This is a genomic window from Streptomyces sp. NBC_00846 (assembly GCF_045207325.1).
Taxonomy (GTDB): domain Bacteria; phylum Actinomycetota; class Actinomycetes; order Streptomycetales; family Streptomycetaceae; genus Streptomyces.
The window spans coordinates 7,597,885-7,620,665 of the sequence record NZ_CP108846.1 but is presented as its reverse complement, the minus strand read 5'-3'; the positions used below and the strand labels follow the sequence as shown (position 1 = coordinate 7,620,665).

Here is a 22,781-nt window from a genome sequence, read left to right as displayed (position 1 = left end):
GTCCTTCCGTGTGCGAACGGGGGCCGGCCGCCCCTGGTCGCGGGAGCGTCAGGGGCGGGCGGCGTGGATCGGGACGGCCGCCGGTCACGGCGGAAGGGATCTCCGGGAGCGGGTCACCGGTTTGCGAGGCCGTTGCGGCGGACGTCGGACCAGGTGCCGCTGTCGGTGCAGATCCCGCAGCCGGCCCCGAAGAACTGTGCACGCGCCGTCTGGTCCCCCATCAGGTGTGCCTTGAACCAGGCGGTGGTGGGCGCGGCGAACGGGCCGGGGTCGCCCACGACCGTGAGGTGATCGGCGCCGCGCAGTTCCCCGTAGATGGCCGGTATGTGGTCGGCGTCGTTGTAGAAGGTCTTGACCAGGAAGGGGAAGACGATGCTGTCCTTCTGCCCGGCCAGGAGGAGCGCGGGTACGTGTACGTCGTCGATGTCGGCGAGCGGCCCGGGCTGGATGGGCAGGATGGTGTCGATGCGCGGGTCCGCGCCGACGACGATGGCGGCGGCGCCGCCCTGCGAGTGACCGGACGCGCCGATGTGCTCCAGGTCGACACGGTCGTGGAAGGGGCTGCCGTGGTCGGCGTTGCGACGGGTGAGCAGGTCGATCCCGGCGCGCATGGAGATGCCGAGGTTGGACTGCGGGGTGTTGGCGGCGGCGACGATGAAGCCCTGACTGGCCCAGTGGAGCAACAGGTCGCGGTAGACGACCGGGAAGGCGAAGGTGCCGTTTCCCCACACGATCACGGGGTGGCGGCGGTCGCTGGTCGCGATGTCACGCGGGTAGTACAGGGTGGTCACCACCCCGACCTCCACCGCGGTGGCGTAGGGGCCGGGAGCGCCGTAGTCGGCCGCGGCCGCCTCGGCACTGGCACCGGCGGGGGAACCGGTGGACGCCGCGGCCGCTCCCGTGCCGGCAGAGGCCGTCAGCAGGAGCAGGAGCGAGGTCAGGGGGACGAGCAGTTTTCTCCAGATCACAGCGGACTCCCGATGTCACGGTGAACTGGATGTTTCATCCGGCTCACGCCTTGTCTGATCGCACATCCTGAAGCACGGTTCGAGACCCGTCTCTGCGCAATCGCGGCAAGCAGCGACGTCGGAGTTTGTGCAACATGCCGAGAGGCCTGAGCGCGGTGAGGGTGCCATGCTCGGTTCCGCCGCTACGACAGAGAGCCCGCCGCCCGGTCCCGAGAGGAGAACGCCGGGAACTGAGAAAGCCCCGCGCACCGTCTGCCCCGCATGACCTGCACGGTCAATCAGGTGACGCTCCATCAGAAGGAGTGCCACGAGCGTCATTTCAGCGTCAAGATATCGCCCGTAACACCCACAGCGCACATAATGCACACCGATAAAACCGTAGGTCAGGCGTCTTCCCGCACCGGTTCAAGGATCGCGTCCAGGCGCGGGCCCAGACTCCGACCTCTGAGGGCCGGGGCTTCTGCTGGTACAGGGCGGCGAAGACGCGTTCACCGACGCGCTTCCTGGTCTTGGCATGGTGGACGGCGTCGAAGCGTTCCGGCCACAGGGGATCGCCGATCTTCCGGCCGAGGATGTCATCCGGGCTGTCGGCGATGGCGGGCAGCTCGATGACGTGCCACTCGTTCGCTTCGGCTTGGGCGAGGATACGGCCGGAGAGGTCGTCTTCGTGCCAGCGAGTCTGGATGACGCAGATCGCCCCGTCCGGTTCCAGACGGGTCTGGAGTACGGCCTGCCACCAGTCCCATGCACGTTTCCGCATCGTCGGGGAGTCGGCGTCGGCCATGTCCTTGACCGGGTCGTCGACAATCGCGATGGAAGCGCCCTTGCCGGTGAGGCCGCCGCCGATACCGGCCGCGATCAGCCCGCCTTCGTGACCGTGCAGGTCGAAACGGTTGCGGGCCTTGGAGCCGGGGTTGAGGTGAATGCCGAGGTCGTCACCCCATGTCTGGATGGCGTCGCGGATCCAGGCGCCGTGCTCGTCGGCCAGGTCCGAGGAGTAGGAGCCGATGTTCGCGCGGCGGTGCGGGTATTTCCGCAGGAACCAGAGGGGCCCCCAGCCGCTCGCGCGGCGGGACTTGCCGTGACGGGGAGGCATGACTCGGTCGCGGCGGCCTTCCGCCATGTCGTTCCACGCGGTGTCCACGAGGTTGAGGTGCTGTGCCTGCATCTCGCGCCGGTCGGTGAGGACAGCGGCGAGAGCCCCGAGAGAACGGTCCATGGTGATCTGCTGCTCGACCCGGATCAGCTTCGTGAGGAGGGACGGGTTGGCGCGGGCGGCGATGGCGCGGCACTGTCCGGCCGAGAGCCCGCGGTATCGGTCGCTCGTCGACCTGTTCGTCGAGTTCGGTGGTGCGTTCTTTCAGGGCCTCGCGGACGTCATTGCACGCGGCCCGGATCAGGGCGTCTCGGCTCGGGGCCAGCATGGGTGGCGGCAAATCCGAGATGCTTGTCGCCCTCCACCAGCTCATGGCAGCACAACGGCAACATGCGTCGCTCTCCCAGCAGGTGCGCGCCACCGTGGCTGCCGGGGCTATCTCAGGGACGCTGTCCGCTACGACCGAAGCCGACACGGTGCTCCCCTGCGTCGTCTCCTTCTACCTCACGTCGCTGCTCGACATGGACGTGCTGCCCTACTATCAACCGCTTCCGAACCTGCTAGGACCTGTCCGGCCGATGACTGCCGCTTGACTTGGTCGTTGATGTGGACATGGAGCGGGGCGATCTGACAGATGCCGAGTGGGAACGGCTGTGCCCGTTTCTGCCGGTCAGTAACGGGCGTTGTGGCCGGTGGCGGGATCACCGGCAGGTGATCAACGGGATTCTGCACCGGGTACGGACTGGGGTGCAGTGGCGTGACTTGCCCGAGCGGTTCGGACCGTGGAAGACCGCCCGGACTCAATCGGTTGTCGCAACACCGGCTTCTTGAGTCAAGAGTAGGTGTTCGTTGAGGGCTTCAGCGGGTGTCTTCCATCCGAGGGTTTTGCGGGGGCGGCTGTTGAGGGCGAGTGCAACGGCTGCGAGGTCGTCTGTCTGCCATCGGGACAAGTCCGTGCCCTTCGGAAAGTACTGCCGCAGCAACCCATTCGTATTCTCGTTCGTGCCGCGTTGCCACGGGCTGTGCGGGTCCGCGAAGTAGATCTCGAGGCCGGTGTCGACGCGGAGCCGGGCATGCTGTGCCAGTTCTTTGCCGCGGTCCCAGGTCAACGAGCGACGCAGCTGCTCGGGCAGCGTGGTGATCGTGGAGGCGATCGCGTCCCTGACGGCCTCGGCACCCAGACCGGCCAGCGCCGGCCCGTTCTTCACCCTCGTCTCGGTGCCAAAGCCTTCCATCCGGGGCAGGTGCAGCAGCATGGTAAACCGGGTCGTGCGCTCGACCAGAGTACCGATCGCGGACTTGCCGGTGCCGATGATGAGTCGGGTAGCGGGGACGCATTACTGCGTCCCCGCCCCCTCAGAACCGTGCAAGCAGCTATTCACCGCACACGGCTCAAGCAAGCCCCAGAGGCTCGCTGGCAGGCAAAAGTACTGGCCTCGTTGTCGCAGTGGCTCCATTCCGCCGCTGACAATGGGTGTGGAGGAGACGGAGTCGTTGACCGTCCAGCGTGCTCCCGTCCGGGAAGGCAATGTATTGCTTGGAGATCGCCTTCCGGATGACAACCCGCCACGCTTCCCATTCTCCTGGGCTTTGTGGCGGGTGGTCGGCGTGCAGTAGGAGCCCTCCGCAGATCGAACAACGGCCGTGCTGTGTCTGTAGGAGACGCACGGTCATGGCGTCGACTGGCATAGGAATTCCCTTGCGTCGCCGCTGAGCCCAATATGACTCCAGGGCTGGGTCGTCCGGGGACGCCTTCCCCTTGACCAACTGGTGCCGGACTATCTTCGTCCAAGAGAACTTGAGCAGGTAGGCGCCGCTGTCGCGGTCACCGAACACCCACCGGTCGTTCCTGGACTTGTTGAACCGGCCGAAGTACTTGTCGGATATCCAGTGCTTCGGCTTGTTCGGGTGACTGTGCTTGGCCCACTTGTAAGCGAGCTTCCACATGTGATTGTCCAGCGCCGTGAAGATCTCGCTGGACACCACCGTCCGGTAGTAGGCCGACCAACCCCGCACGATCGGGTTGATCTTCTTGAGTACCGCACCGGCGTTAGCTCCTCGCAGGGCCACCATTTCGGTACTGAGCCGTTCCCGTATCCGTCTCTGAGCCGCTATGCTCGGTTTGATCAGCAGTTTGCCGTGATAGCGGCGGATGTTGAACCCCAGGAAGTCGAATCCGCTCTCCGCGTGGACGATGCGTGTCTTGTCCTCGTGGAAGGCGAGTCCCCTGGGCGTCAGCCATGCAGCCAGCCGTTCCTTGACCTGCTCGGCCTGTTCACGGCTGGTGCACATCGCGACAAAATCATCTGCGTACCGCACCAGCACGGGGCTGCCGCTCTGCGCACTCCCGGCATCTCTGCCGGTGGTGTAATAGCGGACCCTTGCGGCTTCCTCCATTCCGTGCAGGGCCACGTTGAAGAGCAACGGGCTAATCACCCCTCCTTGCGGAGTTCCCTCCTCGGTCGGGGCGAACCGGCCGCGATCCACGACCCCGGCCTTCAGCCACTGACGGACCAGTCCCCGGGCGGGGAAGGTGCCGAGAGCGGCCATGAGCCGGGCGTGGTCGATGCGGTCGAACGCCGCCGTCAGGTCTGCGTCGAGCACCCACGCACGCTGCGGGTTCTTCCCGTTGAGCGTGGAGTAGATGGCCCCGATCGCGTCGTGACAGCCTCGTCCGGGCCGGAAGCCGTACGACTTCGGCTCGAACCGTGCTTCCCACTCGGGCTCCAATGCTCCCAATGCCACAGCTTGCAGGCACCGGTCAACAATCACGGGAATCCCGAGTCCGCGCTTCTTCGTGGTCCCCGGTTTGGGGATGAACACCCGCTTGACGGGCTTGGGAATCCACGGTCGGGCGCGATGCTGGACCCATTTGGCCAATGCGGCCTTGGACTGGGAAAGCAACACGACTTTTCCGTCGACTCCCGCCGTCGCGCGTCCAGCGTTGATCTCCGTGACCCGTCGCACGCTCAGGAGCGTGTTCGCACGGGACCGGAGTATCAGATTCTGCAAATTGCGGACCTTCTTCAGATCCCCTGCCTGCGATGCCGTGAAGATTCTCTGCCGCAGACGCCGTACGTCCTCCTCGACCCGCCGCCAGTCAATCGACGCCCAGTCCAAGTCTTCGCCCTCGGGTCCGTTCACCGGCGCAGACGCAGCCGGAAGGGCCGAAGCCGCCCCGTCCGCTATCAGCATGGTGTCCAACTTGCCCCTCGGTTCCGTCGTCTTTATCCAGCGATTCTGCACAGGCTCACCCGGCCCACGTCAGCACCCTTTCGGGTCAGGGCAGTGTCCGTATCCGGACGGTTATGCGGGGCGACCGGCGGAGAGTCCGATCGTCTGCCTCGGGTTCCCGTTTCCTTTCGGCTTCCGGCGTTGGCTTCTTGGGCCGTCCTGTTCCCGCTGGGGAGTTGAGCCTTCCTTACGATCGGCTGACCGGGCCAAAGCGGCCCGGACCCCAACGGGGTTTCCACGTTCCACACGAATGAGATACGACCGGGGTGGGTGCTCCCTTTACCCCGAGGCGGCGGTGTCCACCTGGCCGGAGTGACCTCTGCCGGCCAGCGCCTGCCGCTTCTCAGCGGCCAGCCATGCACCCCACTGGAACCTTCCATCGGCGGGGCTTGGGATCACGAGGCATCATCGGGAGTTCACTTACGTTCACCCGTCCGGTCTTCCCCTTGCCGGTAACTCCCGGATGGAACGGGAGCCCTTGGGCTTTCCCCCGAGCTTCGCACCACGCCGTTACCGACATCGCACGTCAAGGGCGGGGACGGGTCATACGGACACGGACCCGTGACTGCACCTACAGCTTCATCAACTGCCTCTCCAAACGGTCAGTCCACTCGTATTCGTGCGGCTTCGTGTCGCACGGTCGCCTTCCCAGTGTCCCGGGACTGCCCGGTCCTCGGCCTCGGCCGGCCGTTGGCTGATCATCACCTCGGGGGTGACGTGCCCGTTCGCCCGCCGTCGGGCTCGGGCGCGGGGAACCCGCAGCGCACGCCCGGTACGCAGACAACCGACCAGCTCACGCTTGAGGGCTCCGCGTCCTTGGATGTAAAGCGCCTGGTAAATCGCCTCGTGCGAGATGCGCATGGACTCATCATCGGGGAAATCCGTCCTGAGCCGGCCCGCGATCTGCTCGGGACTCCAGGCCGTCGCCCACCGCCGGTCCTGACGGCGGGGCTTGTTCCGTCCCTTCCACCGAGGCGTCTTCGGCCCGGTGACCTGTGTTCCGTCCGGACGGCGTACGTCCCCGGCGAGCCGGTCCTGCACATACTCACGCAGCCGTTCATCGGCCACGAGCTTCGGCGTCTTCGGACGCCGTGCCGCCAGTTCCGCCTTCCACTGGGCGATCGAAGCCCGGTAGGCGAGCTGCCCGCCGCGGGTCGCCGCGTTGCGTCGCAGCTCCCGCGAGATGGTCGACGGATCCCTGCCCAGGCGGCGTGCGATCTCGCGGACTCCCAGGCCCTGGGCATTGAGCAGCGCGATTTCTTCGCGTTCCGTGAAGGACAGGTATCTGCCCGAGGGCGTGCTGAGCTGGATCGACGGCATGCCGCCACGTTCACGGAACCAGCGGGACCCCACCACTGGGGATACGCCGCACGTGACCGCCGCCGCCTCGCTGGTCATCCCCTCGGCGATCTTCATCCAGAAAGCCCGCTCCACCTCCCGACGGATTGGGGGCCGCCCCGGCGACCGCATCGCCGGACGCCCCGTCAGCCGTGTGGCCCATCCCGCTGGCCGACCCATCCAACACCTCCAGGGTCGAGGTGTTGCGACGATCAGTTGAATCCACCCCGTCTACAAGCGCCATCGCCTGTGGTCGGGCGACGGAACTTGGGAACGTCTGCTCCAGCAGGTTCAGGCCGAGGCCGACGCGGTTGGTGAGATCGACTGGGACGTCTCGGTCGACTCCACCATCGTCCGTGCGCATCAGCATGCGGCCGGCGCCCGCACCGATCTACCGACGGCACCCGCCTCAAAGGGGGTCGAAGAGAGGGAACACCAGGGCCAGACGCCGTGGCAGAGCCTGGTCGCCCGCCTGGTGGAGGTGGTGCTGGAGGTGAGGGCCTGGGCCGTTCGCGGGGCGGGTTCACCAGCAAGATCCACCTGGGTGCGGATGGCCGTTGCCGCCCCCTGTCCCTGGTTGTCACTCCAGGTCAGCGGGCGGACTGCACCCAGTTCATCGCCGTGCTGGAGAAGATCCGCGTACCCCGATCCGGCCCGACGCGGCTGGCTCTCGAACGTCGCCTTCAGCACCCTCGAAAACACCTCATCCAGCGCATCCGCCGCGGCCTACGACACATCCAGTACCGCAGCGACCTCATCGACGGCTGCCTCGCCGAGACCGGCCTGACTATCAGACCCACCTGAACAACGGCAGGACACCACGAGTTCAACCTCAGTAACGAGCTCGTGCAGTGTTGGCGGTGGAGCGTCGACGTCCGCGGTTTCGCTCCAGGGCTCACATTCGCAGATCGACTCGGAATCGGGGCGCTCGGACGTCAAACGACAGACCCGGCGGGCTGCCTGCGTACGCATATCGAAGGGCTACGGCGGTCATGGTGCCGGATCTGCGGCGTGGGGCAACACTGTCCACGACGCGTGGGTGTTGACCTGCGCCACTGTGGCCTGGGCCAGCTTCTTGTAACGGTTCGAGATCTCCTCGGCCCGGCCGACGGGCAACGGCCCCCCATGCTCCGCGGCTCGAGCGATGATCTCCTCCGGTCCCAGATCCCGATTGCCCAGCACGACCGCGTTGACCATCCGCCGGCGCAGCTCGTCATAGCGGCGGAGCGCGGCCACGGGGTCGCGCTCCCGGGCCAGGCACCAGGCCAGTACGCGGGCGTCGATGATGGACTGCGATCCGCCGTTCATGCCCATCGGGAACATCGGGTGTGCGGCGTCACCGAGCAAGGTGACCCGTCCGAAGCTCCAGCGCGACAGTGGGTCGCGGTCGAGCATCGGGTACTCGAAGATCGCCGGGGAACGCTCGACCAGCGTCGTCAGGTCGATCCACGGCAGGCTCCAGTCCGCCAGGCCGGCGCGGGCCTCCGCCGTCGTGATGCGACGGTTCGAGCGGTCTGCCGGACGGCCCGTGCCGTACCCCCAGCACCCAGTTCATCAGAGCTTCGCCGCCCTCGGTCGGCGGGTCCTCGATCGGGTAGGCGACAAATTTCGCACCGGGGGTGCCCCCGGCGACCACGATCGAACGGCCGTCGAAGATGTGCCGGTACCGTGCGACACCGCGCCACATGTGGACGCCGTTCCAGTGGGAAGGAGTCTCGTGCGGGTGGAGCTGGGCACGGACCGCGGACTCGATGCCGTCGGAGCCGACCAGCAAGTCGGCGTCCTCAACCGTCGACTCGCCGCTCGACCGGTCCAGGAAGTGTGCCCGGACGCCGCCCACCGCCTGATCGAGGCGCTGGAACTTCAGACCGGTGCGGACAGCGTCCGGCCCCAGGCGCTCACGCACCGCCGCCAACAGCATCACGTGCAGGCGGCCACGGTGCACGGAGTACTGCGGCCAGTGGTAGCCGGCCGCGAGTCCGAGTGGTTCCTCCCACACCGGTTCGCCCGCCCGGTCGCGGTAACTCAGCCGATGCGGAGGCAGCGCGACGGCCGCCAGTTCATCGGCCAGACCGAGCTCGGCGAGCTCCCGTACGGCGTGCGGCAGCAGGTTGATCCCCACCCCGACGGCCTCGATGGTCCGCGCCGCCTCCATCACCCGCGGCTCGAAACCGGCGGCGTGCAGGCCCAGGGCGCAGGTCAGCCCGGCGATGCCTCCGCCCACGATGGTGACCCTCATCCGCCTGCCCCTGCCTTTCGCCAGCACCGCGACCGAAGCACCTCGGTGAGACGCACGACCATGATGCCGGACGAAACCACCGCGCCGGACGGGGCCGGGTCGGCGCCGCAGCAGCTCTGTCCCTGACCGCCTGTTGGCCCCGGTCCCTGATCCGCTGCTGACTGATCCCTTCGGAATGAAGTTCGTTGTGATTCCTGGCGGTTGTGTGATGCACCGGCAGGATCTGTTGGGTGTTCGATGACCTGGTGGGGCCGCATGGCCTCGCAGCCCGCTGCCGCGCGCCCCCACGCGGCGTATGCTTGCGCCGGTCAGGGGAGGAGGCGCCATGGGGCGGATGCCGTCGGCGCAGCGGCGCAGGCAACTGGTCGAGGCCGCGATCCGGGTGATGGCCCGCGACGGCGTCGCGAAGACCACGACGCGGTCCGTCGTGGCGGAGGCGGGTGTCTCGCTGAGCGTTTTCCACTACTGCTTCGACTCCAAGCAGGAGTTGCTCGAAGCGGTGATGGACACCATCTCCGAGCACTCCGAGTCGGATGTCCTCACCACGCTCATCCGCAGGCCCACTCTGCGCGAGACGATCCGCGCCGGGCTCCAGGCCTACTGGGATCATGTGCTGGCCAATCCCGGCGAGCACATGCTGACGTACGAACTCACCCAGTACGCCCTGCGGGAGCCCGGCTATGAGCATCTCGCCCGACGGCAGTACGAGCGCTATCTCACGGCACACACCAAAGTGATCCGTCAGCTCCCCTCGGTCCTCGACGTAGAGCTGACGGTGCCCGAGCCCGCGGCCGCCAGGTATCTGGCCGCGCTGACCGACGGGCTCACCCTCAACTTCCTCGTGCTGGGCGACGAGGAGAAGGCGAGCGACGTGCTGGACATCGTCGCGGACCAGATCCTGACGTTGGTGCGGGAGTAGCTCAGCGGCTGTACACCGCTGCCTCGTTGATGGAGTAGCCGTACTTGGTAGCCCGCTTCACACCTTGGATACGGACGTACCGCGCCTGCACCGGGCTGAACACCGCGTTGTCCAGGCCTCCGTCCCCGCTGTCCGTGGACCACACGGTCCGCCACGTGGTCCCGTCGTCCGAGACCTCGATCCGGTAGGCCCGCGCATAGGCCTGTTCCCAGTCCAGGGAGACCTTGCCGACCGTACGGGAGCTGCCCAGATCGAGCCGCAGCCACTGGTCGTCCGACCAGCCGCTCGCCCATCTCGTGCCGGTGTCGCCGTCCACGGCCTTCTCGGCGGCGTAGCTGGTGAACGGGTTCCACTCCGTTTCACCGGCGCTCGCCGCGGCGCCGGCGGCGAGGTTGGGTGCGGGCTTGTGGAGTTCGGTCGCCTTCCAGGTGCGGAGGTAGGACTCCGCACCGTCGAGCAGGTCCTGCACGGTGTCCTTGCCGCCGCTGAGCCGGATCTGCTCGATCCAGTCGGGCACCATCCCGACATGGGCCGCACCGTCGGTGTTGAAGTCCCAGGTGCGCTGGCCGGTTTGCTGACGGTCGATGACGGAGCCGCCGTCGGCGCTGCGGAAGGGATACTTGACCGCGTTGGGGGCGCTGGGTCCGACCGGTCCCGGCCAGCCGCCGACGCCGTTCATGTCGGTGCCGTAGCCGACTCCGACGCCGTACTTCTGGCGCAGCGCCCTGGTGGCGGCGGATTCCTTGGCGAAGCTGTCGGCGCTGGACATGTACGAGGCCTTGAAGCCGCCGAGGCGGTAGACGCGCTCCAGCCAGCCGTCGTCCATCCAGCTGTGGCTGGAGAGCACGCCGGGGTAGTTCGCCGACTCCAGCAGGTCCAGGGCGCGGCCGGCTGCCTTGACGCTCATGTGGTCGGCCTCGAACATCATGTTGCGCTTCATCAGCCCCTTGACGGCGTACTCGCCGAGGCGGGTCAGCCCACGGGTGTTGCACTGCGCGCTGCTGTCGTATGCGGGCACCTTGGTGCCGGCGGGCAGCAGCTTGGTCACCTCGGCCGGGGCGGCCACGTTACCGGCGGGGTTGTCGTGCTGCGGACCGCTGCACTTCTCCGTACTCCAGAAGGTGCCAGTGGAGAGGAACTGGCCGATATTCACGGCCGTTCCGATGGTGCCGGAGTCCATCCGCACCCCGCACAAGGCGTTGTCGAACTTGTGGCACAGGAACATGCTGCGCACACCGAGCTTGTACAGCTCGTCCAGACCGCTGTCGATGTCGGCCTGGCTGCACTGGGGGACGTCGAGGATCTGCTTGCAGCCGAAGGGCTCCGAGGTCTCGACGCCGAGCACCACGGCGAGCTTGCCCTCCGCGACGACCTGGCGGGCCTGGGTGGAGTCGGTGACGATACGGAAGAAGCCCTTACCCGTTCCGCCGTAGATCTTGTCGATGTAGTCCTGCATCTCGTAGGTCTTGCGGGCTTCGAGACGGATGGCGTCCATTTCGTTGCAGCCGCGGTCCCTGACGTAGATCGAGCACAACAGGCCGTTGGTGACCAGGTCGTTGACCAGGATCCGCTGGCCGCCGCGCCATGTGCGCTCCAGCCAAGCGTAGTAATTCTGCTGATGACTCAGGGAGTTGTGGGCGGGCCAGGAATTGAACGTCGGCCAGCCCACCGGGTCGTGGTGGCCGTCCGAACCACCGGTGACGTTCTCGAAGAGGGCGAGCGAGCCGTCGGGATAGTGCTCGGGGCAGTCCGCGAGGGCGTCGGCGATGCCCGCTTCGGAGAACGGCTTGCCGCAGATGATGCGGCCGCCGAAGCCCTCGTTGGACATCACGTGATTGTGCGCGTCGACGAAGCCACGAACCCGGCCCTGACTGTCCGTGCCGCGGAAGGGTTCGCCGGTGACGTTGATCTGTGAATCGGCGGTCGGCCGCGCCGCGGGCTCCCACCAAGGGGTGTCGGCTCCGACGGCGGGCGGGGAGCCCACACCGAGAGCCAGCAGGAGGGTGACGACAACGGCAAACAGTCCACGTCTGCGGAGGAGGGTCATCCGGGCTACCTTCGCTGTCCGGGATGGGCGCGCGCCAACTTACTCGCGCGTAGGTCCCGTCGAGGATGGCGCGGACCCGACAACGAGTCAAGAGTCCCGGACAGATGACCTATTTGATACCCCGTCACCTCGGCTGGCTGAAGAAAGCCCTCTCGGGACGGCGCGATGGCACCTCGCGCAAGCGGGTGCCGGCCGATGTCGATGGGGGTGACATCGTGCTGCCTCCCGCGCTCCGAACGTGAACGGGACGGCCTCCACGTTCCATGGCTGCGGCACGATCTTCAAAGCGCCGACCGCCGGAGCGACGAGCAGCATCCAGCCCATGAACGGTCCCGAACATTTGATCAGCGCCTTGGCCCCGGCGGCCGAACGGCTCCGGAATCCCTCCCCCCACGACGCACTGACGGCCCGCACACCAGCCCCCACATTTTGCTCGACCGTCACCTCGGCCCCCTTTCCTCAAGCCCGGGTCCTCTTGAATACTCCGTCTGCCCCTCTTCAAGGACGGACATCACCGACACAACAGGAGGACCCCCACAGCCATGACCGAAATCAATCGGCGTCGCTTCCTTCAAATCGCCGGAGCCACCACGGGGTTCGCCGCCCTGTCCGGCTCCATCGACCGCGCAGCCGCCATCCCCGCGGCGCGCCGCAGCGGAACCGTCCAGGACATCGAACACATCGTCGTCCTCATGCAGGAGAACCGTTCCTTCGACCATTACTTCGGGTCGATGAAGGGCGTCCGGGGCTTCGGAGACCCCCGCCCGGTGACACTGCCCAGCGGCAAACCGGTATGGAACCAGGCAATCGTCGGCATAGAAACCCTGCCGTACCACCCGGACGCCGACGACCTGGGCATGCAGTTCATCGCGGGCCTCGATCACGACTGGGCCGGCGGCCACACCGCGTTCAACAACGGCAAGTACGACAAGTGGATACTCGCCAAAGGCGCCGGCACCATGGCGTACCTGACACGGGACGACATCCCGTTCCACTATGCCCTCGCCGACAAATTCACCATCTGCGACGACTACCACTGCTCGTTCATGGGTGCGACCGACCCGAACCGCTACTACATGCTCTCCGGCCACGTCGGCAACGACGGCACCGGCGGCGGCCCGGTCCTCGGCAACCAGGAAGCAGGCTACGGCTGGACGACATACGCCGAACGCCTCGAGAAGGCAGGCATCTCCTGGAAGGTGTACCAGGACATCGGCGACGGCCTCGACGCGGCCGGCGGCTGGGGCTGGATCAACGACGCGTACCGCGGCAACTACGGCGACAACTCCCTGCTGTACTTCAACAACTACCGCAACGCCAAGCCCGGCGACCCCCTGTACGAAAAAGCCCGCACCGGCACGAACGCCAAGGCAGGAGACGGATACTTCGACATCCTCAAAGCCGACGTCAAGGCCGCCAGGCTCCCGCAGATCTCCTGGATCGCCGCACCCGAAGCGTTCTCCGAACACCCCAACTGGCCAGCAAACTACGGTGCTTGGTACATCTCGCACGTACTCGACGCGCTCACCTCGAACCCCGACGTATGGAGCAAGACCGCCCTTTTCATCACATACGACGAGAACGACGGCTACTTCGACCACGTCGTGCCGCCCTACCCGCCGGCCTCCGCAGCCCAGGGCCTGTCCACCGTCGACACCACACTCGACCACTACAAGGGCAGCATCGGATACGCCGCAGGCCCCTACGGCCTCGGACAACGCGTCCCCATGATCGTCGTCTCGCCATGGTCCACCGGCGGATACGTCTGCTCCGAGACCTTCGACCACACCTCGATCCTGCGCTTCATGGAGAACCGGTTCGGAGTGAAGGAAACCAACATCTCACCATGGCGCCGCGCCATCTGCGGTGACCTCACATCCGCCTTCGACTTCTCCCTCAAGATCACGGACCCGGCTGACCTGCCGGACACCGCGGGCTACACCCCGCCTGACCGCGACCGCCACAACAGCTACGTACCGAAGCCACCCGCCCAGGGCACCCTGCCCCGGCAAGAGGCCGGGGCGCGGCCGAGCCGCCCGCTCTCCTACGCTCCCTACGTCGACGGGGCCGCAGACCTCACCACCGGCAAGTACAAGCTGACGTTCAGCGCAGGGCACCGGGCGGGCGCCGCCTTCCAGGTGCGCTCGCAGAAGCGCACCGACGGCCCGTGGACGTACACGGCGGCAGCCGGGAAACCCGTTTCCGACAGCTGGAACTCGGCGTACTCCGGCGGTAGCTACGACCTCACGGCCCACGGCCCGAACGGCTTCCTGCGCACCTTCAAGGGCAACAACAAAACCGCCGAGCCGGAGGTGACGGCACGCCACGACGCCAGCAACCTGAAGCTCACCCTGACCAACCCGTCGACCGCCGACGCGCACCTCACCGTGACCAACGCGTACGGCGGCGGGCGCCAAACCTACACGGTCCGCGCCGGCGCCACCGTCGTGCAGAGCATCGACCTGCGCGCCACCAAACGCTGGTACGACCTGACGGTCGTGGTCGAGGGCAACGCCGGATACCTGCGGCGCCTGGCCGGGCACGTCGACAACGGTCAGGCCGGCGTGAGTGACCCGGGCATCGCAACCGTGTGAGACCTGCACCCGCCACCCGGCGGACCGAGGGGCACACACACTCGAAGGGTTTCGAGGCACTGGCGTGACGTGCCGGAGCTCATCGAGATCCTGGACACCGAGCGTCGTCCTCATGGTGCCGGTTTCTGGCAGAGTGCGTGCGATGACGAAGCCCTGACGGATATCCGGCGGGGCTTCGTGGCGCGGCGGGGCTACGACGGCGCGCAGCGTCCGGCGCGGACACCGATGTACCCCGGCCCTCCGCTTTCGAGCACGAGGAGCAACGATTCGGTGACGACACGTGTTGTGCGGCCGATGCGCAGCATGCGGCACGGGAACTCTCCGCGCCGAGCCAGGTCGTAGCCCTTCGCCCGCGAGAACCCCAACGCCCTGGAAGTGTCCTCCACGCTGCCTGTTCCGCCCCAGGTGGCGCGGATGCGCGAAGGGCTGTACTGGGTGCCTGCACGTCGTTAAACCCTGGGTATTCAGTGGAATTGGGTGATCTGACGCCCCGATAGCAGAAAGGTGCCGTTGACCTGCGAGGATGCGAGTGTCTAGGTCGTATCCGCTGCGGGAGCAAGGCACCTTTCTGGTGGTTGAGCGTACAGGGTGGGACCGTCGGCTGTCGGTGGTGGCTGGCGGAAAGAGGCTGATCGGGCATGCCGGGGCGGTGCTGCTGCGCGGGTGTGCGGACCGGACGGGAGAGCCTTGCCGGGGCGGAGGACAAACTCGCCCAGCTTGATGCCGAGCAGACTCGGCGCGGCACTGCCATCGACCTCGGGATGCCCACCTTCACCCAGATCGCAATCCGCACCAGTGACGTTGAGGAGCCCGCTCCATGATTCGTCCGATCACCGACGAACCGGTCCACCACCTCGTGCAGCAGGAGGAGGCCGATCGCATCGACAGGCCGAGAAACAGCGCTGCCGCCTGCCGCAGATCGAAGTGCGATCCGGATCACCTATTGCCTGTTGTGTGTCTGAAGACGGTAAAGAGGGGGTTGTCGTTGAGTGAGAGGAAGAGCAGACGTGGATGTGTATGAAGCTGTGGACAGTCGCCGGGCTGTGCGGGCGTTCAGCGATGAGCCGGTATCCAAAGAGATACTCGAACGTGTGCTGACCGCAGCGACGCGGGCTCCGTCGAGTGGGAACCTCCAGCCGTGGCATGTGTATGTCGTGGCCGGCGAGCCCTTGGCCGAGCTGAAGAGGCGCGCAACGGCCAGGGCGCTGGCCGGAGACCCGGGGGATGAGCGGGAGTATCCGATGTACCCGGCCGAACTGACCTCGCCGTATGTGGACCGTTTTTCCGCCGCGGCTGCCCAGCGGTATAAAGCGCTGGGGATCGAGCGCGACGACCCCGACAGGCCCATGAAGATCGCCGCCTTGAACTTGGAGGCGTTCGGGGCACCGGTAGTGCTGTTCTGCTACCTCGACCGGACGATGGGGCCAGGGCAGTGGGGGGACGCGGGGATGCACTTGCAGACGGTCATGCTGTTGCTGAGGGCGGAAGGGCTGCACAGCTGCCCTCAGGTGATGTGGACGATGTATCGCAAGACTGTCAGCCAGATCGTCGGAGCCGATGACGGGCTCGTGCTGTTCTGCGGTGTCACGGTGGGATTCGAGAAGGAGGGCGTGCCACGGCTGCGTACCGGGCGGGCAGACATGACAGAAACAGTCAGCTTCATCGGAGTGTGACCGGACATGTCGGTCTGGCGTCGGCCCCAACTCTCGCAACTCGTAGTTCAGAGAAGACGCCGGCATCAACGCCCCGCTTGTAATCGACATTACCGACCGCAGGAGCTCGTGATTAGGCTCTGAACTGCGACGATTCATAGGCTACATGTCCGGGACGGCGGGTTGGGGCCGTTACCGTAGATTGTCCGGGTGGTCTCGCTCCGGAGCCCTGGACGCCGGAGAGCCGACCTTCCGCGACCTGCGGCACTTCGCCGACGCCGTCTTGGTGGCCTCGGGACTGGAGCCCCGCAAGGTACAAGCTCGAATGTGGCACGCCCGCATCTCCGAGACCCTGGACACCTACGGCTACCTGGTCTGGGAAGTGGACTGGGAGAACGCCCCCGCTTCCTTCGAGGAGCTGTACGGCATCCCTGCCCCTCCCGGCCTGCCCGGAGGCAGCCCTGGTGCCCCGTGCCGAGCGGGAGGGGCAGGCTGCTGTTACTCCCGCTAGCCTCGCCGTTTCACTTGGGTACGGCTGACTTTGGGGCGGAAACGCGAAAGTGCCTTCCTGACCTGGGACGATGAACCTTGCTGAGGGGTTCTGTCGGTCCAGGCGGAGGGCACTTTCTACGTGCAGGCTATCGGGTTGCGTCCCAAGGTCCATGTCAGTGCCGATGGTTCGGGGGTGGTCGGGCATGCCGGGGCACGGTTGCTGGCGGATCTCGCTGATGCCACCGGGCTGACCGCCGCGTACTCCGCCGCTCTCAGGTCGCTTCGGCCGCGCGGGACCGGGCATGATCCGGGCCGGGTCGCCACCGACCTGGCGGTAATGCTCGCCGACGGTGGCGAGGCGATCGCGGATCTGGCCGTGCTGCGGGACCAGGCAGGGGTGTTCGGCCCGGTCGCCTCCACGCCCACCGCTTGGCGGTTGCTCGCCGACACCGACGAGGCTGCACTCGCTTCGCTGCGAGCGGCCCGCAGTTCAGCCCGGGAAGTCGCCTGGATGCAGGCCGCCGAGACCGGTGAGGGCATACCTGCTGCTCGGGCCGGCGGACGAGAACTTCCCGGCCTGGTTCTGGACCTCGACGCCACGCTGGTGACCTGCCACTCCGAGAAAGAGCAGGCCGCACCCACCTATAAGGGCGGCTTCGGCTTCCACCCGCTGCTGTGTTTCCTCGCGAACACCGGCGAGGCCGTGTCAGGGCGGCTGCGGCCCGGGAACTCCGGAGCCAACACTGCCGCCGATCACATCACGGTGCTCGACCAGGCGCTCGCGCAGATCCCCGACGCTCACCGGCACGGCACCGACATCCTGGTCCGCGCCGACAGTGCCGGATCCGCGAAAGCCTTCCTCGCCCACGTCCGCGACTTGCGGAAACGAGGAATTCGTACCTTCTTCTCGGTCGGATACGCAATCACCGAGCCGGTCCGCCGAGCTGTCCGGGCCATGCCCGACCGCCTCTGGCATCCCGCCCTGGACCAGGACGGGACGCTGCGTGACGGTGCTGAGGTCGCCGAGCTGACTGGCATGGTCGATCTGGACGGCTATCCGACCGGCACCCGCATCATCGTGCGCCGGGAGCGGCCGCACCCCGGAGCCCAGCTGTCCCTGTTCGATCAGGACGAGGGCCTGCGGCATCAGGTGTTCCTCACCGACACCCCGTACTCCGGGGGCGGATCCGCCCAGTTCCTGGAGGTCCGTCACCGCGGGCATGCCACTGTTGAGGACCACATCCGGTGCGGCAAGACCACCGGCTTCGGCCGCTTCCCCTCCCGCGACTTCGCCGTCAACGCCGTCTGGCTCGAACTCAGCCTCGCGGCAATCGATCTGCTGGCCTGGACGCGCGTCCTGCTGCTGGACGGGGAACTGGCCACTGCCGAGCCGAAGAAGCTCCGCTACCGGCTGCTGCACGTCGCCGCCCGCCTCACCCGCGGCGGCCGACGCCTGCGCTTGCGGATATCGGGGACCTGGCCCTGGAGAAACGAACTGGCCACGGCCTTCTATCGCCTCGCCGCACTGCCCCGTCCCGCCGGCTGACCGGCAAGGCCCTGACCGCCCACGACCCGAAGGACCCTGGAGAACCCGACCACCGCGCCGGTTCTCCACCATGTCCGAACACCGAAATCGCTTCGGCCACCCGACAGTTACCCCTCAACGACGCCTCATCGCCCCAACTGAAACGGCGAGGCTAGGGATGAACGACGCGGGCGGGACGCGCGCACTGAGGCGTCCGGGACGCTGCCTTGGGAGATCGCTCCACGGCAGCGCACGCACCCTCGGAGCGCACTCGCTGCCGGCTTTGGAAGGCGTGTGAGATTGTGCATGGGATGTGCACTGCGATCGTTCCAGCGCAGTGCACATGCAGGTCACAGGGGTTCCCGGCGAGGTTCAGACAATTCCCGGCGTTCAGACCGACTCGTCCGCCATTGCGGCCCTGGCCAGGAGGTTTCCCCGGGGCAGGGCCGTTTTCGCATCGGCGGCTCTGCCCGCGCTGACCTGTGTTTTCCCGGGAGTTCCCGCGCGGCTGTGCAATGGGTATGCAACGGCCGGGTCGTTGGCGGGCCCCACCGATCGGATAAGTGGGCAGGGCGCGGGCCCGCGTGGGGCGAGCATTTCAGGGGCCCCGGAGTCCATTCCTGCCCCGGTAGTTGCGAGGGGGCCGACTCGGGCGTGAGGCGTGATCGGTGACCATGGAATGCCGTCTGCGTGTCATACTTGTTCATCAACTCGCCACTGTATGGCCTGTGTTGAGCGCGTTTCGAGGGAGGGGTGTGGGATGGTACTGGAGTCGTCGGAGTGGCGCGTGGTCATCGCGTCGGACTCGCGGCCGTCGGAGGATGTTCACGGAGAGCTGAGCCGTGGTGGCTCCTGGGGCGGCGGGGTCTCGGTGGCGTTGGAGCAGCCCCGGGCGAGGTTCCGTACGACTGATCCCGCGGTTCTGGTGGCGACCATCGCCGCCGCGAGTTCCGCCTTGACCGCGCTGGTGACCGGGATTCTGGGTCGCGGCGCGGCCAAGGCGGGGCAGCGCATCGTGATCGAGCTCGCTTCCGGGGCGAGGCTCGAAGTCCCGGCCGGTATCGAACCGGCTGAACTGGATCGGATGCTCGGCCTGATCAGTGCGGATCCCCGGCGGATCGTTCTACCGTGAAGTGAAGGGCGGCGTTGGGTGTATCCCCCCGGTGCAGGGAACTCGTACGGGCAGGCGGGCAGTTCTGCCTGGGACAGATTCAAGCGCACCCGGTCCCTGGCGGAACTGAACGATGCGATCTCCTCCTTCCGCGCCGCCGTCGCGGCGGTGCCCTCGGACGATGCCGGTCGTGTGCCGTATCTGTACGACCTCCTCGCCGTGACTCTTCTGCGGTTCAACGAGACCCGGGAACCGGCAGACCTGGACAGCGCGATCACCGCCGGGCGCGAGGCCGTATCGCTCGCCCGGACGGACAGCCGCTGTCTGTTGGCGCTCGGGACCGTGCTGTTGGAGCGGTTCAAGGTGTCCGAGCAGAAGGACGACCTGGACGAAGCCGTTCATCTCGCTCGTATCGCGGTGTCCCTGCCGCCCTCGCGATCCTCGGACGGTCACAAGGCGCTGGAGAATCTCGGCGCCGCGCTCGGCGCGCGGTTCAGATTCCTCGGATCGGTCGAGGATCTGGAGGAGTCGATCGCGCTGGAACGGTCGGCGGTGGCGCTGAGTCGGCCGGGCGTCTCGCGCAAGACCGCGCTCCACCGCCTGTCGCAGAGCCTGAGCCGACTGGTCGGGGTAACCGGACGCCCTGAGGCCCTGGAAGAGGCCGTCGCTCTCGCTCGGCGAGCTGTCAACGCCCGCCCGCGTGAGGGGAGCGACCAGGCCCAGTGCCTGAGCGGTCTCGGCCGCGCTCTGGCGGACCGTTGCGAGCTTGCCAGAACGACGGAGGGAATGGATGAGGCCATATCGAGCAGCCGCGAGGCACTCGACATGACGCCCGTGGGCCATCCGGTCCGGGGAACCTATCTCAGTGAACTCGTCAACGAGTTGGCGCTCTACGGCCAGATCTCGGGGAGCACCGCGCACCTGGACGAAGCCGTGCGGCTTGCGCGCGCATCCAAGGAACGTGCTGGTGACATCTCCGGGCCGGGCGCGGGGGCCGACTACGACTGGATACTCGTCCCGGCCCTCGAGCGCAGATACCGGTGGACCGGCACGGTCGCCGATCTCGACGAAGCCGTAGCGCTCTGCCGTGCGGCCCTGGTGCGCGAGAACGACAGCTGGCGGAAGCAGGAGACCTATTCCGGTGTGCTGTCCACCCTGCTGTTCCAGCGCCACCGCCAGACGGGGTCACTCGAGGACCTGGATGAGGCGGTCCTCCTCCAGCGCGAGGTGCTGAAGATTCCGTCCATTGACCGCAGACGACGTGCCTCAGCACTGAATGCGCTGGGAATGCTGCTCTGGGACCGGTCCCGACGGATTGGGGATCCGAACGACATCGAGGAGTCGGTCGCATGTGGCCGTGAGGCCGTGGCGACCGGAGTCCACCGGTCCGACCGGGCGATGTGCTTGTCCAACCTCGGGAACGCCCTGATGGCGAGGTTCGAGCGCAGCGGCCGGCTCGCGGATCTGGACGAGGGGATCGAGGTGACCCGCGGAGCTGTGGCTGCGGCCCATTACCAGAATGAAGATCTGGCCCGGTACAACTCGAACTTGGCGTACGCCCTGGGGCTGCGGTTCGAACGGACGGGCTGCCAGGAGGACCTGGACGAAGCCGTCGCCGCAGGACGCAGGAGCGTCTCGCTGATCTCTGGCAATCACCCCGAACGGGCCCGGTTTCTCGCCAATCTTGGCAGCGTGCTGCAGGCCCGCTACGAGTACGCCGGCGTCGCGGACGACCGGAGTGCTGCCACGGCTGCGCGCATCGAGGCGTCGGCCGTGGACGCGGCACCGGTCCGGCAACGCCTGGGCGCGGCCAGGTTGGCCGCCGCCGACCTGGTTGCATCTGCTGACGTGCTCGACGCGACAGACCTGCTCGTGGAGGCGGTGCGGCTGCTGCCGGAAGTGAGTCCCCGCCGGCTGGCCCGCAGCGACCAGGAGCATGCACTGGGCGGTCTGGCGGGGCTGGCTCGTGAGGCGGCGTCGCTTGTTCTGGCCGATCCGCGGCTCCCTGAGGCCGATCGGCCGGGCCGGGCCCTCAGTCTGCTGGAGGCCGGACGCGGGGTGCTCATCAGTCAGGCACTCGACGGCCGCGACGATCTGTCCGAACTCCGTCGCAGACAGCCGGATCTGGCCTCGCACTTTGCCGAACTCCGTGAACGACTGGACCAGTTGGGGGAACCCGGCTTTCCCTCAGGGGCGGTGGAGTCCGGTGCGGAGTCGGCTGCGCCGGTCGTCGGCGGTCGCCGCCAGAGGCCTGAACTTGCTGCCGAGTTCGCCGCCACGCTGGCGCGTATCAGGGCGCTGGACGGTTTCGGCTCGTTCGGTCTGCCGCCGCGCCCCGACGAGCTTCTAGGCGCTGCGGAGGCCGGGCCGGTGGTGGTCCTCAACGTCAGCGCCTATGGCAGCCATGCCCTCCTGGTCACGCAGGCCGGAGTCACCGCACTGCCGCTGCCGGATCTCGGCGAGCAGAGGCTGGCAGACCGCGTGGACGCCTTCCTCTCGGCCCGGCAATCGGTCCTGGTGGGGGACCTTGCCGAAGAGGGGCAGGGCGAGGCACGGATGCTCTCCGTACTGGAATGGCTGTGGGACGCTGTGGCAGGGCCCGTACTGGATGCTCTCGGCTGCCGGAGCCGCCCCTCCGAACAGTCCACAAAGGAAGAGTTGGGAGCGTGGAGCCGGGTCTGGTGGGTCCCCTGCGGCCTGCTGAGCCTGCTGCCGGTCCACGCTGCGGGCCATCACCTCATGGCGGGCGAGGAGCGGTGTCCGCGGACGGTCATCGACCGTGTGGTCTCCTCCTACACCCCGTCCCTGCGAACGCTCATCCACACCCGACGATTGGCAACTTCCGCCGGATCTGCCTCGTCTGCCTCAACTGCCGTATCCACCGCGCCGACCGGGCCGGTGCCTCGCGCCCTGGTGGTGGCAATGCCGACCACGCCGGGACTTCCCGGTATGGGCCGCCTGCCGTTCGTGGCGGACGAGGTCAGGGTGCTGCGCAGACACTTTCCCCAACTCACGCTCCTCGCCGGAGAAGAGGCCGCTCTGGGCGGAATCGAGGAGCCGACCAAGAACTCCGTACTGGCGCGGCTGGCCGACCATCCGATCGCGCACTTCTCCTGTCACGGCGCAAGCGACTCGGAGCAGCCCTCGCACAGCCGACTGCTGCTCCAGGACCATGAGAGTGCCCCCTTGACCGCCGCGAGCCTGACTCCGGTGGCACTCGACCGGGCGCAGCTCGCCTACCTGTCGGCATGCAGCACTGCGGCGACCTGGCCGGTGCGGCTGCTCGACGAGTCGATCCATCTCGCCTCGGCGTTTCAGGTCGCCGGCTTCCCGCATGTCATCAGCACCCTCTGGGAGATCGACGACCAGCTCTCCGTGAGTGTCGCCGACGACTTCTACGCCAACCTCTGCACCGTGGGAGGCGACTTCGACATCAGCTGTGCCGCGCACGCCCTTCATCAGGCTGTACGTCGTGCCCGCAACGGAAGCGGCGATATGGGTCCCGCCGACATGACCCGGGGCCCATTCTTCTGGGCTTCTTACGTCCACATCGGAGTCTGACGCTC

General features: G+C 67.2%; 14 protein-coding genes and 4 pseudogenes. 10 read left to right on the top strand and 8 right to left on the bottom strand.

Features of this window, described 5'->3' with window-relative positions; genetic code table 11:
- Window positions 1-113: 113 nt before the first annotated feature.
- Together OG936_RS35065 and OG936_RS35060 are read right to left on the bottom strand one after the other, a co-directional pair.
- A complete protein-coding gene (locus tag OG936_RS35065) occupies window positions 114-968 on the bottom strand; it encodes an alpha/beta hydrolase family protein (protein ID WP_406499849.1) in 855 nt (284 codons plus the stop codon).
- A 325-nt stretch (window positions 969-1,293) separates the two neighbouring features.
- Window positions 1,294-2,187, bottom strand: a complete 894-nt coding sequence (locus OG936_RS35060; RefSeq protein ID WP_406499848.1) for a terminase large subunit domain-containing protein — start codon at window positions 2,185-2,187, stop codon at window positions 1,294-1,296.
- Between the two features lie 203 nt (window positions 2,188-2,390).
- On the opposite strand from OG936_RS35060, the gene OG936_RS35055 reads away from it, so the two are divergent.
- Together OG936_RS35055 and OG936_RS35050 are read left to right on the top strand one after the other, a co-directional pair.
- A complete protein-coding gene (locus OG936_RS35055) occupies window positions 2,391-2,657 on the top strand; it encodes a hypothetical protein (RefSeq protein WP_406499847.1) in 267 nt (88 codons plus the stop codon).
- A gap of 19 nt (window positions 2,658-2,676) precedes the next feature.
- Window positions 2,677-2,859 (top strand): annotated as a pseudogene (locus tag OG936_RS35050) (transposase); the annotation flags it as partial.
- Between the two features lie 5 nt (window positions 2,860-2,864).
- Here OG936_RS35050 and OG936_RS35045 read toward each other — a convergent pair.
- From OG936_RS35045 to OG936_RS35035, 3 genes and pseudogenes are all read right to left on the bottom strand, one after another.
- A pseudogene (locus tag OG936_RS35045) lies at window positions 2,865-3,383 on the bottom strand (IS30 family transposase); the annotation flags it as partial.
- 73 nt (window positions 3,384-3,456) lie between these two features.
- Window positions 3,457-5,259 (bottom strand): group II intron reverse transcriptase/maturase, encoded by a 1,803-nt coding sequence (ltrA, locus tag OG936_RS35040; RefSeq protein ID WP_406500687.1) that lies wholly within the window; start codon window positions 5,257-5,259, stop codon window positions 3,457-3,459.
- 624 nt (window positions 5,260-5,883) lie between these two features.
- A pseudogene (locus tag OG936_RS35035) lies at window positions 5,884-6,816 on the bottom strand (transposase); the annotation flags it as partial.
- A gap of 70 nt (window positions 6,817-6,886) precedes the next feature.
- Between OG936_RS35035 and OG936_RS35030 the strand changes: the two are divergent.
- Window positions 6,887-7,284 (top strand): annotated as a pseudogene (locus OG936_RS35030) (transposase); the annotation flags it as partial.
- Between the two features lie 342 nt (window positions 7,285-7,626).
- Here the strand turns inward: OG936_RS35030 and OG936_RS35025 are convergent.
- Together OG936_RS35025 and OG936_RS35020 are read right to left on the bottom strand one after the other, a co-directional pair.
- Window positions 7,627-7,983, bottom strand: coding sequence for an FAD-dependent monooxygenase (locus OG936_RS35025; RefSeq protein ID WP_406499846.1), 357 nt, complete (start codon window positions 7,981-7,983; stop codon window positions 7,627-7,629).
- Window positions 7,973-8,875, bottom strand: coding sequence for an FAD-dependent monooxygenase (locus OG936_RS35020; RefSeq protein WP_406499845.1), 903 nt, complete (start codon window positions 8,873-8,875; stop codon window positions 7,973-7,975). Before OG936_RS35020 ends, OG936_RS35025 begins: the two co-directional genes overlap by 11 nt.
- 325 nt (window positions 8,876-9,200) lie before the next feature.
- Between OG936_RS35020 and OG936_RS35015 the strand changes: the two genes are divergently transcribed.
- Window positions 9,201-9,794 (top strand): TetR/AcrR family transcriptional regulator, encoded by a 594-nt coding sequence (locus OG936_RS35015; protein WP_406499844.1) that lies wholly within the window; start codon window positions 9,201-9,203, stop codon window positions 9,792-9,794.
- Between the two features lies 1 nt (window position 9,795).
- Here the strand turns inward: OG936_RS35015 and OG936_RS35010 are convergent, their stop codons facing one another.
- On the bottom strand, window positions 9,796-11,841 hold the full coding sequence (locus OG936_RS35010) for a discoidin domain-containing protein (protein WP_406499843.1): 2,046 nt from the start codon (window positions 11,839-11,841) through the stop codon (window positions 9,796-9,798).
- Window positions 11,842-12,383: 542 nt separating this feature from the next.
- Between OG936_RS35010 and OG936_RS35005 the strand changes: the two genes are divergently transcribed.
- The 6 genes from OG936_RS35005 to OG936_RS34980 all read left to right on the top strand — a co-directional run bounded on the left by OG936_RS35005 (window position 12,384) and on the right by OG936_RS34980 (window position 22,776).
- Window positions 12,384-14,435, top strand: a complete 2,052-nt coding sequence (locus OG936_RS35005; RefSeq protein ID WP_406499842.1) for a phosphocholine-specific phospholipase C — start codon at window positions 12,384-12,386, stop codon at window positions 14,433-14,435.
- A 1,007-nt stretch (window positions 14,436-15,442) separates the two neighbouring features.
- Complete coding sequence (locus OG936_RS35000) at window positions 15,443-16,108, top strand: nitroreductase (protein ID WP_406499841.1); 666 nt, start codon at window positions 15,443-15,445, stop codon at window positions 16,106-16,108.
- A gap of 181 nt (window positions 16,109-16,289) precedes the next feature.
- On the top strand, window positions 16,290-16,598 hold the full coding sequence (locus OG936_RS34995; protein WP_406499840.1) for a hypothetical protein: 309 nt from the start codon (window positions 16,290-16,292) through the stop codon (window positions 16,596-16,598).
- A 120-nt stretch (window positions 16,599-16,718) separates the two neighbouring features.
- Window positions 16,719-18,125, top strand: a complete 1,407-nt coding sequence (locus tag OG936_RS34990) for an IS1380 family transposase (protein WP_406494361.1) — start codon at window positions 16,719-16,721, stop codon at window positions 18,123-18,125.
- Between the two features lie 904 nt (window positions 18,126-19,029).
- Window positions 19,030-19,236, top strand: a complete 207-nt coding sequence (locus tag OG936_RS34985) for a hypothetical protein (protein ID WP_406499839.1) — start codon at window positions 19,030-19,032, stop codon at window positions 19,234-19,236.
- Window positions 19,237-19,254: 18 nt separating this feature from the next.
- A complete protein-coding gene (locus OG936_RS34980) occupies window positions 19,255-22,776 on the top strand; it encodes a CHAT domain-containing protein (RefSeq protein ID WP_406499838.1) in 3,522 nt (1,173 codons plus the stop codon).
- The last annotated feature ends 5 nt before the right edge of the window (window positions 22,777-22,781 follow it).

Excerpts from the sequence above, each read along its gene's own strand:
- OG936_RS35060 (WP_406499848.1), bottom strand. The coding sequence starts at position 2,187 with ATGGACCGTTCTCTCGGGGCTCTCGCCGCTGTCCTCACCGACCGGCGC.
- OG936_RS35055 (WP_406499847.1), top strand. The coding sequence starts at position 2,391 with ATGGGTGGCGGCAAATCCGAGATGCTTGTCGCCCTCCACCAGCTCATG.
- ltrA (WP_406500687.1), bottom strand. The coding sequence starts at position 5,259 with ATGCTGATAGCGGACGGGGCGGCTTCGGCCCTTCCGGCTGCGTCTGCG.
- OG936_RS35020 (WP_406499845.1), bottom strand. The coding sequence starts at position 8,875 with ATGAGGGTCACCATCGTGGGCGGAGGCATCGCCGGGCTGACCTGCGCC.
- OG936_RS35015 (WP_406499844.1), top strand. The coding sequence starts at position 9,201 with ATGGGGCGGATGCCGTCGGCGCAGCGGCGCAGGCAACTGGTCGAGGCC.
- OG936_RS35010 (WP_406499843.1), bottom strand. The coding sequence starts at position 11,841 with ATGACCCTCCTCCGCAGACGTGGACTGTTTGCCGTTGTCGTCACCCTC.
- OG936_RS35005 (WP_406499842.1), top strand. The coding sequence starts at position 12,384 with ATGACCGAAATCAATCGGCGTCGCTTCCTTCAAATCGCCGGAGCCACC.